The following is a 13,840-nucleotide window of genomic DNA, read 5'->3' on the forward strand; positions in this document are numbered from 1 at the left end:
ACCCTTCGTTCGCGACTGCGGGGCTCGCAAACCCGGCTCACTCCTCGCGCTCACGGGGGCCACCCTTCGTTCGCGACTGCGGGGCTCGCAAACCCGGCTCACTCCTCGCGCTCGCCGAGCGACCGTTCGTAGCTCGCCCAGGCGATGTGCGACTCGTGCAGGGTGACGGTGATCCCGGCCAGCTCCCGGGCGCCGGGGCCCAGGTCACCGGCGCGGACCCGGTCGGCGAGCCGGTCGGCGATCGTGCGGCACAGCACCTCGGTGGTGGTGTTCACCCCGTGGAACGCCGGTTCCTCGTCGAGGTTGCGGTAGGTCAGCTCGCCGAGGACGGCCCTGAGCTGCTCGGTGGCCAGGCCGATGTCGACGACGATCCCGTCGGAGTCCAGGCCGGGACGGCGGAAGGAGGCGTCGACGACGAAGGTCGCCCCGTGCAGGCGCTGGGCCGGGCCGAACACCTCGCCCCGGAAGCTGTGCGCGATCATGATGTGGTCCCGGACGGTCACGCTGAACACGGATCACTCTCCGTCGTAGGTGATGAGGTGGCAGAGCGCGGGCAGGCTGCCCGCGGTGAGCCGGGCGAGCACGTCCGGCAGCTCCGCGAAGGGCGAGCGGCCGGTGAGCAGGACGTCGAAGACCGGGTCGGCGAGCAGTTCCAGGGCCAGCGCCAGCCGGTCGGCGTACGAGCGGGACGCCCGGCGGGCCGGCGCCACCATGCCCACCTGGCTGCTGCGCACGGTGAGCCGGCCGGAGTGGAACGCCCCGCCCAGCGACACCTGCACCGGGCGGTCGCCGTACCAGCTCAGCTCCAGCACCGTGCCCTCCGGCGCGAGCAGGTCCAGGGCGCGTTGCAGCCCGGCGGAGCTGGCGCTGGCGTGCACCACCAGGTCCCGCCCGCCGGCGGCCCGCTCCGGGGCGGCGAAGTCCACCCCGAGCGCGGCGGCGATCGGGGCCCGGGAGGGGTCGGTGTCGACCAGCTGCACGCGTACCCCGGGGAAGCGGGCCAGCAGGGCGGCGACCGTGCAGCCGACCATGCCGGCGCCGATCACGGTGACCCGGTCGCCGAGCAGCGGCGGGGCGTCCCAGAGCGCGTTCACCGCCGTCTCCACGGTGCCGGCGAGCACCGCCCGCCGCGCCGGGACCCCGTCCGGCACCGGGGCCACCGCGTCGGCCGGCACCACGTACGCGCTCTGGTGCGGGTAGAGGCAGAACACGGTCCGCCCGCGCAGCCGCTCCGGCCCGGCCTCCACCACCCCGACGTTGAGGTAGCCGTACTTCACCGGTGCCGGGAAGTCGCCCTCCTGGAACGGGGCGCGCATGGTCGCGTACTGGCCGGGCGGGACCCGGCCGGCGAAGACCAGCGTCTCGGTGCCCCGACTCACCCCGGTGAACAGGGTCCGGACCAGCACCTCGTCGGGACCGGGCTCGGGCAGCGGCACCGGGCGGAGCTCCGCCACGCCGGGCGACCGCAGCCAGCAGGCGCGGGCCTGTCGGGTCACCGCCTCGCTCCTCCCGCCGTCGGCCCGCCGCAGGCGCGCGGGCCGGGGACCGAACCGATCGGTCACGTCATCCGTGTTGATGGTCAGGGCTTGTCGATCATAGACACGGAGGAACGGTGCGCACGGTTCGAAACGGTCCGCTCGCCGGGTTGGCCTGCCAGGTCGCCCTGCTGACGGCACTCGCCGCCACGGTCGGCCTCGGCGTCGCCGGCTGGCTGGTCGGCCTCGTACACGCCCTCGCGCAGTACGCGCTGCTGCGGCACGGGCTGCGCCGCTCGGGCGCGGCCGGGCTGGGTCCCGCCGACCGGGTGACGCTGACCCGGGCGGTGCTCGCCGGCGGGGTGACCGCGCTGGTCGCCGACTCCTTCGCCCACCCGGCGCCGGTGGCCGTGCTGGTGGCGCTGACGGCGGTGGCGCTCGCGCTGGACCGGGTCGACGGAGAGGTGGCCCGGCGCACCGGCACGGCCAGCGCGTTCGGGGCGCGGTTCGACATGGAGGTCGACGCCTTCCTGATCCTGGTGCTCAGCGCGTACGCCGCGCCGACGGTCGGCGGTTGGGCGCTGGCCATCGGCGCCATGCGGTACGCCTTCGTCGCGGCGAGCGGGCCGCTGCCCTGGCTGCACGGCACGCTGCCGCCCCGGCAGTGGCGCAAGGTGGTGGCCGCCGTGCAGGGGGTGGCGCTGGCGGTGGTGGCCACCGGGCTGCTGCCGGCGGGCCTGTCGGTGGCGCTGGTGGCGGCGGCGCTGGCCCTGCTGGTCGAGTCGTTCGGGCGGGACGTGTGGTGGCTGTGGCGGCGCCGCCCGCGTTCGCTCCCCGCCGGCCGCGCTCCCGGCGATGCGGTCGCGCTGCTTCCCCACTCTCCCCCGGGGCTGCCCGCCGCGCGCCGAGCCGCCTGACCCCGTCGACCAGGAGGACACCGTGCGGACCGACACGACACCCCGTACCCCCGCCGAAGCGGAACCGGCCGACCAGCCGGACGGCGCGGCGGCGCAGGCCGGCCCCGGCCGGCGGTCGCGGGCCGCCGCGCTCGTCACCACCGGGCTGGCCGCGCTGCTGGTGCTGGCCGCGCTCACCGCGCCCGACCGGCTGGGCGGGCTCGACGCGAGCGGGTTCGTCCGCATCCCCGCCGAGGCGCTGCTGACCGCGGCGCTGCTGCTCGCCCTGCCCTGGCGGGCCGGCCGGGTGGTGGCGGCGTCGGCCGGTGCCGCGCTCGGCCTGCTGGCCGTGCTGAAGCTGCTCGACATGGGCTTCTTCGAGGCCCGGGACCGGCCGTTCGACCTGATGCAGGACTGGACGATGCTGGACGACGGGCTGAGCTTCCTCGCCGACTCGGTGGGGTCGGCGGGCGCCTGGGCGGTCGCCGTCGCGGCGGTGCTGCTCACCGCCGGGCTGGTGGTGGCGACCGCCCGGTCGGTGCTGCGGCTGGGCCGGTCGGCCCGCCGGCACCGCACCGCCACCACCCGGGTGGTGGCCGGCTTGACCGTCGTGTGGACGCTGTGCGCGCTGCTCGGGGTGCGGACCGCGCCGGGCGGACCGGTCGCCGACGCCAGCGCCAGCGCGCTCGTGGCCGACCACGTCGCCCAGGTACGCGCGGGTCTGCGCGACCGGGACACCTTCGCCGCCCGGATCGGCGTGGACGCCTTCGCCGACACCCCCGGCGACCGGCTGCTCGGCGGGCTGCGCGGCAAGGACGTGGTGGTCTCCTTCGTGGAGAGCTACGGGCGGGTGGCCGTCGAGGACCCGGCCATCTCCCCCGGCGTGAACCGGGTCCTCGACGACGGCACCCGGCGGCTGCGGGCCGCCGGCTTCGCCGCGCGCAGCGCGTACCTCACCTCGCCGACGGCCGGCGGGGGCAGCTGGCTGGCGCACGCGACGCTCCTGTCCGGCCTGCGGGTCGACAACGAGCAGCGGCACCGCGACCTGCTGGCCAGTGACCGGCTCACCCTCAACGGGGCGTTCCGCCGGGCCGGCTGGCAGACCGTCGGGGTGCTGCCCGCCGCCACCCAGCCCTGGCCGGAGGCGCGCTTCTACACCTACGACCGCTACTACGACGCGGCGCGGCTGGCCTACCGGGGGCCGAAGTTCAGCTACGCGCCGATGCCCGACCAGTACACATTGGCCACCTTCCAGCGGCTGGAGCGGGGCCGGCCCGGGCACGCCCCGCTGATGGCCGAGATCCCGTTGGTGTCCAGCCACACCCCGTGGGCGCCGCTGCCCGAGGTGGTCGGCTGGGACCGGGCCGGCGACGGTGGGGCGTACGCCGGGATGCCGGAGCGCGGCGAGTCACCCGACGAGGTGTGGCAGGACCCGGCCCGGGTACGCGCGGCGTACGGCCGGTCGATCCAGTACTCGGTCGGCGCGCTGGTCTCCTGGCTGGAGCGCTACGGCGACGACGAGCTGGTGCTGGTCTTCCTCGGCGACCACCAGCCCGCCCCGATCGTCACCGGCCCCGGGGCCAGCCGGGACGTGCCGGTGACCGTGGTGGCCCGGGACCCGGCGGTGCTGGACCGGATCGCCGGCTGGGGTTGGCAGGACGGGCTGCGCCCCGGCCCGGACGCGCCGGTGTGGCCGATGGACTCGTTCCGGGACCGCTTCCTCACCGCCTTCGCCCGCTGACCCGTCCCCGGGCCCGGGCGGTCAGCCGGGCAGGAGGGCCTCGGCGCGGACCAGCCGTTCCAGCTCGGCGGTGGGGCGCACCCCGAGCTCCCGGTCCAGCGTCGCCCGGAACACCGCCAGCCGGCGCACCGCCTCGCTGTAGTTGTGCTCGGCCAGGTGCGCGACGATCAGCGCCCGGGTGGCGCTCTCCCGCAACGGCTCCAGGTGCACGGCGGTCAGCGCCACCTGGATCGCCTCACCCACCCGACCCTCGGCGGTGAGCCGGGCGGCCAGCGCCTCCAGGGCGGACAGCCGCAGGTGGCGCAGCCGTTCCCGCTCGGCGAGCACCCAGTCGTCGTACCAGCCGGGGAGCAGTTCGCCGCCGAGGACGTCGCCGGCGCGCACCGGCCCGGCGGCGGCGTGGGCGAGCCGGTCGGCGGTGGCCGCCAGCGCCGCGACGTCGGTGCTCACGGCGTCGGAGAGGGCCAGCCGTTCCTCGCCGGTGACCAGCGGCACCGGGGCGAGCCGGTGCGCCCGCCACAGCGCGGTGCGCAGGTTGGCCCGGGCGCGTTCCTCGCCGGAGTCGGGCCAGAGCAGACCGGCCGCCTCGGCCCGGGCACGGTGCGGGTGCACGGCGAGCAGGGCGAGCAGCCGGCGGACGCTGTGCGGGGTGGGCAGGGAGCGGCCGTCGCGGTCGAGGACGAAACCGCCCAGCAGCCGCAGGGTGTACGGGACACGGTGCGTCGAGACCATCGGGTGTGCCCTTCGGAGATCCCGCGTCGGGCTTCCCACGGTCCGCGCCGGCCCGGCACCCCGTCAACGCAGTGTCGCGACCATGACCACGGAGCGAACCGAACGGCGGCCCGGTCCGGCCGTTCAGCGCGGCGGGCCGCCCTCGGTCCGGGCCGGTCAGCGCAGCCGGGTCAGGGTCTGCGCGTACGCCGTCCACTCCGCCGCGTCGCCCATGCTGGCGCCGACCTGGTTCTCCTTCATGATGGAGACGACCCGCTCCGCCGGCAGCTCCGCCAGTTGGCCGATGGTGTTCACCCCCGACTTGGCCAGCGCCGCCCGGGCCCGGGTCGGTACGGCGGTGAGGGTGGCCACGTCGCCCTCGGCGACGCTCTGCAGGGCGGTGTCGACGCCGAGCGCGGCGGCCACCGCGGCCGGGGCGCCGGTGGTGGTCCGCACCATCGCCGCCTCCCGCTCGCCCAGCTCGACGACCATCGCGTCGAGGTTCTCGTAGACCCCGTCGGCGGGCAGCGCCTTGAGCACGTCGCGGACGTTGCGCCCGTCGGCCAGCTCCTCCTCGCCGAAGACCCGCACGAACTCGTCGATCCGCACCTGCTGCGGGAAGCGTCGCCGCGGGTCGACGTTCTCGTTGAGGTAGCGGCTGATCTGCCCGGCGCCGCGCAGCTTGGTGCCGGCGACCGCGTCCACCCCGACGGTCTCCACGGCGGGCAGCACGATGGTGCCCTGCTTGGTCTGCCAGACGCTGACCTTCTTGTCGAGGAACATGGTGGTGCCCATGTACCGGCCGAAGTCCAGCGCCGCGAGCGGGTAGTTCGGGTACGTGTCGATGGTCAGCGGGCCGCCGGTGATCGCGCCGGAGTCGTGCACGGAGCTGTTGAGCCGGTTGAGTTCGGCGCGGATCTCGTCGAGCAGCTTGCGCACGCTGGCCCGCATCGCCGCCAGGCAGGAGAACGCCTTGGCCAGGTCGGTGCCGAGGTGGTCGAGGTCGTGCTCGATGCGGTGGAACCGCTCGTTGAAGCCCAACTCCCCGGTGGTCTGCCCGGCCTGCACCACGTCCTCGCCGTCGACCCAGTCGGTGTGGGCGAAGGTGCGGGCGAACGCCGGCGGGGCGCAGCCCGGTTCGACGGCGGGGAACGGCTCGGCGTAGTTGAAGACCCGCCTGGCGCTGCCGACGTTCTCGTAGATCCAGGAGGAGACCAGGACGCTGGCCTCCGACCTGTCGATCCCGGCCTTGGTGAAGGTCTCGTAGAGCTGGCCGACGGTCAGCCCGTCGTAGTTGATCTCGGTGGCCATGGGTGCCCCTCTCAGAGCTGGTCGTACACGCCGCGCGCTCGGCGCTGCCGGTACTGGCGGAAGGTGCGGGCGACGGCCGGGCGCAGCGGCTCGGCCACCCCGTCGCCGTCGAGGTCGACGTGGTCGCGGCGCAGGGCGTACGTGTTGATCTCGACCCCGAGCGGGCAGACCCGGCTCAGGACGTTCATCAGCCGCTCGTACTGGGCCAGGGTGAGCGCCACCCCGTCGGGCAGCTCCATCCGGAACTCGTACGGGTCGGTCCGGCCGGTGCGGACGTAGGAGAGCGCGACCACGGCGACCAGGCCGGGGGCGGTCGGCCGGAGCACCGTCCGGCTGCCCACCGCCTTGATCTCCCCCGCCGCGCCGCCGAGGCCGACGGTGTACCAGCGGAACCCGGTGGCCCGCCGCTCGGCCAGGTTGATCCCGGCCTCGGGCAGGCCGATGACGCTGACCACCAGCAGCACCCGGTTGCCCGAGTCGACCAGGGGCAGCACCGCGGCGAGCCGGTTGTCCCGCAGCACGCCGACCAGCCGGGCCAGCCGGGCCACCGCCGCCGGCTGGTTGGCGACCAGGTCGGCGGAGAAGGCGGCGGGCAGCTCGACGGTCTCCACCAGCTCGTCGGGGAGCTGGTTCAGCGCGGCCACCACCGGCGCGGGGTCGCCGACGGCGGGCAGTCCGGCGGCGGCGAGGGCCAGCAGCACCGGCTGGCCGGCCGGTCGCGCCGGGACGGTGGCCCAGCGGCCGCGGGCCTGCGCGTCGGTCATCCCGGCCCACCCGGCCTCGCCGGCGCCGGTCCACGCCGCCGCCGCTCCGGCCAGCCCGGCGACCAGCAGGGCGTTGTTGCCCGGGTCGCCGGGGGCGTGGAACCGGGCCTGCACCGGGACCGCCGCCTGCACCGCGCCGGTGGCCGGGGCGGTGACCACCAGGCCCCGGGTGGGCAGGTGGGACAGGTAGAGGGTGGTCGAGTCGACCCGGTGCGCGGTCGGCAGCCCGCAGGCCCGCCAGAGCCAGGCCGCCTCCGGGTCGGCGGCGGCGGTCGGCACCCCGGCGGCGCGGGCGGCGGCGACCAGCGCCTCCGCGGTGCGGTCCGCCGTCGCGGCCCGCGCGGTGTCCAGCACCCGGGTACGCAGGTCGGCCAGCTGGGCCGCGGTCGGCGGGACGACGTCGACGCCGAGGCCCAGCTCGTAGCGGCTGCCGCCGGCGTCGTCCTGGGCCCGCTTGACCTGCCAGGTGACCCCGGCGCCGAGGGCGCGGCAGACCCGCCCGGCCCGGTCCAGGGCCAGCGCCAGCGGCGGCGCGACGCCGTGCCCGCTGTCGAAGGTGTACGACTGGCGCAGGCTGGCCCGCAGCGCGGTGATCTCGGTCAGCCGCCGGGCCGGCAGCGCGCGGGCGGCGTGGACGGTGTTGTTGGGTGGGGTGTTGGCCGGCAGGACCAGCCGGTCGCGGCGCAGCTGGGCGAGGAAGTTGGTGCGGTGCTGCGCCCCGCCCACCGCGACCAGGGCCACCGCCACGGCGAACTGGTCGTCCTCCTCGCGCAGGGTGAACCGGGCGCCGCCGGGCAGGTCGGCGAAGAGTCCGGCGTTCGGGTCGGCGGCCTCCCCGGGCCCGTTGAGCAGCCGGCGTACCGCGCCGGGGGTGGGCAGCAGCAGCCGGCGGTACGGGCCGAGCCGCGCGGCGTACGCGGCGTCGGGTTCGCGGACCCGGTCGGGCAGCCGCCGGGCGTAGACCTCGCCGGCGCCGGCGTCGTACGCCAGCTCGTCGACGAACCGGGGCACCCCGACGTCGGCGCCGATCCGGTCCAGCGCGTCGCGGCGGGCGTGCGCCAGGGTCCGGTACGCGTGCACCTCGCGCAGCGTGCGGCGCAGCCGGTTCTTCTCGTACGCCAGCGCGTAGAGCAGCCGGCCCAGGTTGCCCTCGACCACGGCCAGCTCCACCAGCGCCCCGGCGGCGGCCCCGGTGACCGGGGTGAAGGCGCCGCCCTCGCCGGCGCGCTCCACCGCCACGCTCACCCCGAACGCGGCGACCAGCGGCTCGGTGGCGGTGTCCGGGGCGAGCGCCGGCACCGAGGCGCCCGCCGTCGACCAGGGCGCGAAGACCCCGGCCGGCAGCGCGGACCCGCCGGTCGGGGTGACCCGGACCCGGACGCTCTCCTCGCCGAGGTCGCGGCGGAGCACCACGGTCAGCAGCGGGTGCCGGGTGGTCCAGTCGACCCGGGCGGTGCCGTCGGCGGCCAGCGGCACCACCACCCGTCGGACGGTTCCCGGGTAGGGGCCTTCGAGTTGGTCGACGAGGTTGCGTTCGACGGACGGGTCGGCGCCGTCGACCGGTACGCGCGGGTCGGTCATCGTCGCCTCACACGATCCGGAACGGCCGGGGGTCGTCCCGGTCGACGTAGACGGGCACCTGGTTGGCGGAGAGCACGGCGTTGGCGCCGACGGCCAGGCGCTGCACCCCGTCGCCGGTGGGGGCGGTGCCGGTGACCAGGGTGGCCGAGTCGGCGGGGAAGCGGACCAGCCGCAGGTCGCGGACGTCGGCGACGCCGGGCTCGTTCATCAGCGTCCAGATCACCTCGGCCACCCGGACCGGCTCGCCGAAGGGCAGCTCGTCGACGTAGCGGCGCAGCCGGGCGTGCAGCCGGGCGCGCAGCTCGGTGGCGGCGGTGGAGGCGTTGACGGTCTCCTTGGAGCCGGTGGGCAGCGGCAGGCCGCGGATCACCAGGTCGGCCTCCACCCCGATGCCGACCTCCTCGGCGCGTTCCACGGCGGCGAAGATGCCCACCGGGCGCAGGTCCTCGATGACCGACTCGACGGCGGCCTGCAACCCGTCGGGGCCCTCCCAGATCGCCGCGGCGGTGGGGGCGACCAGCACCGAGAAGTAGTACGGGTTGCCCAGGTCGCGTTCGGTGCTGAAGACCCGTTCGATGAAGTTGAAGTTGCCGAAGATGGACTGGTTGAGGTCGAGCCCGCCCCGGCCGTCGAAGACCTGCACCTGCCGTACGCCGGGAACGGTCGCCACGGCGAGCCCGATCGCCTCGGAGGTCCAGACCGACCGGGGTGCGGCGAGCAGCAGCTGCCGGTAGCGGACGTCGCCGACCTGGAGCTCGCCGCCGGTCAGCGGCGCGGTGTGGGTGATCTGGACCAGTTCGGAGCCGGCGGCCTGTTCGGCGTCGTCCAGGTCGGCCAGCAGGGTGTCGGCCCGGTTCCACCGGTCGATGCGCTGGCCGGGTTGGGCCGGGTCCAGGTTGTGCGACGGTCCGGGGTGGAACGCGGCCACGGCGGGGGTGCGTTGCGGCGTGGCGGCGGTGAGCACCACCGTCTCGTCGAGGGCCACGTGGTGCCCGCCGGGGGTGGAGAGCCGGGCCCCGCGGGGCAGGGTGAGCTGGTTGCGTCCGGCCGGCAGCGGCGCGGCCAGCTTCAGCGTGATCGTGCCGCGGGCCTGCTGGTAGGGGCGCGGGATGCCGAGTTCCTCGCCGAGGCGGGTCAGTCCGTCCCCGGTGGCCGAGACGGCGTAGGAGTTGTCGTAGACGGCGGCGGCGACGGCCCAGTGCCGGGCGTCCTCCAGGGCGGCCAGTTCGAGGACCTTGCGCAGCACGGAGCCGGAGCCGAGGTCCACGTCGTCGCCGAGGAGCAGCCGGGCGGTGGCCAGCTTCTCGGCGAGCAGCCGGGCGAAGGACTTGGGCACGAAGCCGGTGTCGACGATGCCGAAGCCGGCCGATCCGGTGCTGCGCAGCGCCGCCGCGTCGACGGCGAGCACGTCGGCCAGCTCGGCCGGGAGGATGGGTTCAGACACCGGGCAGCTCCCCCAGGCGCACCGCGAGCCGGTCGTCGGTGACGGTTTCGAACTGGACCTCCACCCGCAGGGTGCGGGAGGCGCGCAGGGCCGGGTCGGCGTCGATGCCGAGCCGGCCGTCGTCGAGGTTCACGTCGACGATCCGGCGGACCCGGGGATCGCGGTGCAGCAGGGTGATCACGGCGACCCGGACCTGCTCGCGGATCAGCACCGGCTCGATGTTCTCGGCGAGGGCGTTGAGCCCGTCGAAGCCGAACTCGGCGTCGAAGACGTTGGAGCCGCGCAGGGTGGTCAGCGCGACGGCCAGCGCCTGGGTGACGTTGTCCGGGCCGCGTACCAGGTCCAGCACCCGGCCGTCGGGGCCGGCGGAGAAGGAGATGTCGCGGGTGATGTCGATGCCGGGCAGGGTCTCGGCGAAGGCGAGCCCCCAGCCGAGGTAGCGGTTGCGGGCGGTCTCGCGCTCGCGTTCGGTGCGGTCCATCTCAGACCGCCGTCAGCTTGCTCTGCCCGGCGGTGAAGCTCAGCGTGGGTTGGCTGCCGCTGGTGCTGCCGGTGCTCGTCTCCAGGGCCACCCCGGCGCCGTCGACCCTCAGCTTCCCGGCGGCGCTGCCGACCGAGACGACGGTCTGGCACTGGACGCTGGACGTGTTCGGGTCGGTCGGGGTGGTGCAGCCGGAGACCGTCTTGCCGTTGATCCCGTCGAGGCGGACCACCGGCGTGCCGCCGACGGTGAGGCGGGGTCGGCCGGTGGGGGTGACCGTGCCCTGGGCGGGGCAGCTCACGGTGCTGGAACTGATGAGGACCTTTGCCACGGCTGCTCCTCAGTGGACGTTCATCGAGCCGCTGACGTGGACGTCCACGTTGGCGGCGGTGAGGTTGATGTTTCCGGTGCCGGCGTCCAGGTCGATCCGGGTGCCGGTGATGGTGATCGAGCCGTCCTGCTTGAGGACGATCTTCGAGCCGCCGCCGGCGTGCTCGATGGTGATGCTGTCGGCGGCGGCGGCGCGGGCCGGGCGGTGCCCGCGCCCCTGGAGCTGCGCGCGGCCGACCCGGACGGTCAGCTCGCCCAGCTCGATGACCCGGTTGCCGTCGCCGTCGGTCAGGTCGTGGGCGACCTTGCCGGCGTGGTCGGCGGGGACCGCGGTGTCGGCGACCGAGGAGCGGTCGGCGGCGGCCACCCCGACCGGCAGGGAGAGCCACCAGTCGCCCGGCTGGGAGACCGGCGCGTGTCCGGAGGGCCAGAGGGCACCCACGTCGACCGGGTCGTCGGGGCGGCCGTTGCGGTAGGCCAAGGCCACCCGGGTGCCCGGGTAGCGGGGCAGGATCAGCCCGCAGCCGCCCCAGGCGAACGGGGTGAGGTAGCTGACCCCGGGCAGCGGGGCGGGCTGTTCCCGGCGGGGCGGCAACCGGCGGGCGCCGTTGGGCCGGCCGTCCGGGCGGACCAGCCCCTCCCACACCGTCTCGGTCTGGGCCGGCGGCTCGACCGCGCCGGAGGCGTTGGTGGCGACCGCGCGCACCTCGCCGACCTCCAGGCCGCGGGCCTCGCCGGTGGCGGCCCGGGCGGCCCGGCGGACCGCCTCGGCGGCGGCGGTGCCGGGTGAGCCGCCGGCGGCCGGTCCCGGGGTGGGGCCGGGACCGGCGTCGGACCAGCTGTCCCAGGCCGACGCGGTGGAGTCGATCTCCACCCCGTGCACCTCGGTGGCGAAGCCGGCGGACTTCGACAGCTGGTGGCGTACGGAGCTGACGTAGAGCAGCTTCGCGTCCGGGCCCAGCTCCCCGGTGGACGGGGCGAACGGGGCGGCGAACGAGCCGAGCAGGGCGGCGCCGACGCTGCCCAGCGTGTTCGCCTCCTGCTGCGGGGGCGGGTCGAAGCGCAGCACGTCACCGGGCTTGACGTCGGGGCGGCCCTTGCAGGTCAGCGTCCACCCGGTCCGGGTGGGTGGCGCGGCGCCGGTGGACTCGGTGGCCGCGTACGGGTCGGTCTCCCGGGGTTCGTCCTCGGTGCACTCCAGCAGGCCGGTGGCGAGCGTCATCGGCTTCGGCGACCCCTCCGGGTACGGGATGGGCCGCTCGCCGACGTGCACGGTGCCGTCGCGGATCAGCAGCATCGACCGGCCGAACCGGTTGACCGAGTGGGCGATCGCCGTGCCGATGCGGTCCAGCGCGGCGGTGTAGAGCAGCCCCGGGCCGAGGACGAGGCGTTCCGCCCCGGCGGCCTCCGCGGTGGAGCGGGTCATCGTGCCGTCCGGGGCGGCTCCCCAGGTGGCCACCGACACCCCGGTACGCCGGCCGATCTCCCGGACGGCGGCGGAGAAGGTCTGCGCCTCGAAGCGTTCGGTGACCCGCTGGCCGAGCCGGGCGTACGCCTGCTCGACCAGGGTCAGTTCGGTGTCGTACGTCTTGTCGCCGGTCAGCCGACGGATCTTGCGAACCCGCAGCTCGGCGACCAGCGCCTGGTCGAGTTCGGCGGCCGACGGGCCGGCGTTCAGCCCGACCAGGTTGGTGAAGAACGCCCCGACGCTGGTGTTGGCGTCGCGCCAGTAGAGGTAGAGCTTCGCCACCAGGGGCTGGTCGCCGGCGCGCAGCGCGGCGTAGTGCTCGTCGCTCAACCCCTCAATGGTGATCTTGAAGGCGCCGGGGCGGAGTCCCTCCTCCAGGGTGGCGTCGATCGAGGCGTAATGGCTTGCGCTGGAGAGGGTCAGCGGCAGCGGCGCCGTGCCGGTCGGCGTCTGCCGGTGGAACTCCAGCGTCCAGCCGGCGTCGTTGCCCACCGCGCCCTGCTTGACCTGGCTCGACTGGAACGGGGTCAGCGTCATCGGACAACCCTCCGTAGCTTCTTGTCCACCAGGTAGCGGTAGCGGAACCGGGCGCTGCCCTGCTCGGACTCGATCCGGGTGCCCGGTGGGCGCCGGCGCCAGACGAAGGCGTTGATCGGGGGCGGCCCGAACGTGTCGACGGCGCGGTCGGCGACCCGCCAGCCGACCCACAGCCAGGAGCCGTAGTCACCGGCGCCGCGTACCGTGCCGGCGGTCAGGTGCCAGCCCAGCACGACCACCTCGACCGGGCCGCAGGCCCGGCGCAGCCCGGCGGCCAGCGGCACCGAACCGAGGATCCGGGTGCCCTGGCGCACCACCAGCCGCAGCGGCGCGCGGGCCCCCACCGCGGGCAGCGGTCGTGGCGCCGGGACCGGGCGGGCGGCGGACTCGTCGGCGGAGGCGCTGACCACGGCGAGCGGGTCGGCGTCCAGCCACTGCCGGGCCAGCCCGGTGGGCAGGATCAGCACCCCGTGGGTGCCGTCGGCCAGCTCCACCCGCTGCGGCAGCCCGGCGGTCAGCGGCCGGCGCACCTCGGTGAACCCGGCGGGCGGCGCGACCGGCGTCTCGGGGACCAGGAAGCGGTCGATCGGGAAGGCCATCACGACCCCAGCCCGTCGGCGAGCGCGCCGACCCCGATGCTGGCCACGTCGAGCAGCTTGCCGAGCAGGCTGGGCCGGGGCACGTGGGCCATCGCGACGCTGACGTCCAGGACGTCGCGGCGGGCGGCGGAGGCGGAGACGGTCAGCGACTGCACCTGCATGTCGGTCCGGATGGTCATCGAGGTGACCAGGATCAGGCCGCCGAACCGGCCGCCGGAGTACGCGGCCAGCGCGGTGCCCCGCTTGCTGGCCTCGGCCATCGTCTCCAGGGCCAGTTTCCAGGCGTACCGTTCGGCGCCGACCAGGACCCCGGTGAGGGTGATGGTGTCGTCGTGGGTGGCCACGATCGCCTTGTGGGCGGTGGAGCCGATCGGCGGCAGGTGGTACGTCTGGGTCAGCGAGATCGCGGTCACCGCCCAGAGCGGGATGGGCAGCACCCCGTCGCTGATCACCGCCGACGGCACGGTGCCGTACCTCATGAAGCTGCTGGTGATGCCCATGC

General features: G+C 75.6%; 13 protein-coding genes. 2 read left to right on the top strand and 11 right to left on the bottom strand.

Annotated elements, in window-relative coordinates:
• Positions 1–98: 98 nt before the first annotated feature.
• Together GA0070564_RS09505 and GA0070564_RS09510 are read right to left on the bottom strand one after the other, a co-directional pair.
• Positions 99–512: a 6-pyruvoyl trahydropterin synthase family protein gene (locus GA0070564_RS09505; RefSeq protein ID WP_091605942.1), complete on the bottom strand. Its 414-nt coding sequence runs from the start codon at positions 510–512 to the stop codon at positions 99–101.
• Between the two features lie 3 nt (positions 513–515).
• Complete coding sequence (locus GA0070564_RS09510) at positions 516–1,496, bottom strand: zinc-dependent alcohol dehydrogenase (protein ID WP_091607069.1); 981 nt, start codon at positions 1,494–1,496, stop codon at positions 516–518.
• Between the two features lie 116 nt (positions 1,497–1,612).
• Here GA0070564_RS09510 and GA0070564_RS09515 point away from each other — a divergent pair, with 116 nt between their 5' ends.
• Positions 1,613–2,392 carry a CDP-alcohol phosphatidyltransferase family protein gene (locus GA0070564_RS09515; protein WP_091605947.1) on the top strand — a complete coding sequence of 260 codons (780 nt, stop codon included), beginning with the start codon at positions 1,613–1,615 and terminating at the stop codon, positions 2,390–2,392.
• 22 nt (positions 2,393–2,414) lie between these two features.
• Entirely contained in the window at positions 2,415–4,112 is a 1,698-nt protein-coding gene (locus tag GA0070564_RS09520; protein WP_245669885.1) for an alkaline phosphatase family protein, read from the top strand.
• Positions 4,113–4,133: 21 nt separating this feature from the next.
• On the opposite strand, the gene GA0070564_RS09525 is transcribed toward GA0070564_RS09520, so the two are convergent.
• The 9 genes from GA0070564_RS09525 to GA0070564_RS09565 form a co-directional block, all read right to left on the bottom strand.
• Positions 4,134–4,844, bottom strand: coding sequence for an AfsR/SARP family transcriptional regulator (locus GA0070564_RS09525; protein ID WP_091605952.1), 711 nt, complete (start codon positions 4,842–4,844; stop codon positions 4,134–4,136).
• Between the two features lie 156 nt (positions 4,845–5,000).
• Positions 5,001–6,134: a hypothetical protein gene (locus GA0070564_RS09530; RefSeq protein ID WP_091605955.1), complete on the bottom strand. Its 1,134-nt coding sequence runs from the start codon at positions 6,132–6,134 to the stop codon at positions 5,001–5,003.
• A gap of 11 nt (positions 6,135–6,145) precedes the next feature.
• Positions 6,146–8,479 carry a hypothetical protein gene (locus tag GA0070564_RS09535; protein WP_091605958.1) on the bottom strand — a complete coding sequence of 778 codons (2,334 nt, stop codon included), beginning with the start codon at positions 8,477–8,479 and terminating at the stop codon, positions 6,146–6,148.
• 7 nt (positions 8,480–8,486) lie between these two features.
• Positions 8,487–9,923, bottom strand: a complete 1,437-nt coding sequence (locus tag GA0070564_RS09540; protein WP_091605963.1) for a baseplate J/gp47 family protein — start codon at positions 9,921–9,923, stop codon at positions 8,487–8,489.
• Positions 9,916–10,404 carry a GPW/gp25 family protein gene (locus GA0070564_RS09545; RefSeq protein WP_091605966.1) on the bottom strand — a complete coding sequence of 163 codons (489 nt, stop codon included), beginning with the start codon at positions 10,402–10,404 and terminating at the stop codon, positions 9,916–9,918. Before GA0070564_RS09545 ends, GA0070564_RS09540 begins: the two co-directional genes overlap by 8 nt.
• A gap of 1 nt (position 10,405) precedes the next feature.
• Positions 10,406–10,735 carry a hypothetical protein gene (locus GA0070564_RS09550; protein WP_091605971.1) on the bottom strand — a complete coding sequence of 110 codons (330 nt, stop codon included), beginning with the start codon at positions 10,733–10,735 and terminating at the stop codon, positions 10,406–10,408.
• Positions 10,736–10,744: 9 nt separating this feature from the next.
• A complete protein-coding gene (locus GA0070564_RS09555) occupies positions 10,745–12,739 on the bottom strand; it encodes a hypothetical protein (protein ID WP_091605976.1) in 1,995 nt (664 codons plus the stop codon).
• Entirely contained in the window at positions 12,736–13,338 is a 603-nt protein-coding gene (locus tag GA0070564_RS09560) for a hypothetical protein (RefSeq protein WP_091605980.1), read from the bottom strand. Before GA0070564_RS09560 ends, GA0070564_RS09555 begins: the two co-directional genes overlap by 4 nt.
• On the bottom strand, positions 13,338–13,838 hold the full coding sequence (locus tag GA0070564_RS09565) for a hypothetical protein (RefSeq protein WP_088971932.1): 501 nt from the start codon (positions 13,836–13,838) through the stop codon (positions 13,338–13,340). The genes GA0070564_RS09560 and GA0070564_RS09565 overlap by 1 nt, the downstream gene beginning before the upstream one ends.
• Positions 13,839–13,840 lie beyond the last annotated feature (2 nt).

It is taken from the genome of Micromonospora mirobrigensis (assembly GCF_900091555.1).
Taxonomy (GTDB): Bacteria; Actinomycetota; Actinomycetes; order Mycobacteriales; family Micromonosporaceae; genus Micromonospora; species Micromonospora mirobrigensis.

Bases quoted from the DNA above. Each gene is read 5' to 3' on its own strand.
- GA0070564_RS09525 (WP_091605952.1), bottom strand. From the start codon at position 4,844: ATGGTCTCGACGCACCGTGTCCCGTACACCCTGCGGCTGCTGGGCGGT.
- GA0070564_RS09530 (WP_091605955.1), bottom strand. From the start codon at position 6,134: ATGGCCACCGAGATCAACTACGACGGGCTGACCGTCGGCCAGCTCTAC.
- GA0070564_RS09535 (WP_091605958.1), bottom strand. From the start codon at position 8,479: ATGACCGACCCGCGCGTACCGGTCGACGGCGCCGACCCGTCCGTCGAA.
- GA0070564_RS09545 (WP_091605966.1), bottom strand. From the start codon at position 10,404: ATGGACCGCACCGAACGCGAGCGCGAGACCGCCCGCAACCGCTACCTC.
- GA0070564_RS09555 (WP_091605976.1), bottom strand. From the start codon at position 12,739: ATGACGCTGACCCCGTTCCAGTCGAGCCAGGTCAAGCAGGGCGCGGTG.
- GA0070564_RS09560 (WP_091605980.1), bottom strand. From the start codon at position 13,338: ATGGCCTTCCCGATCGACCGCTTCCTGGTCCCCGAGACGCCGGTCGCG.
- GA0070564_RS09565 (WP_088971932.1), bottom strand. From the start codon at position 13,838: ATGGGCATCACCAGCAGCTTCATGAGGTACGGCACCGTGCCGTCGGCG.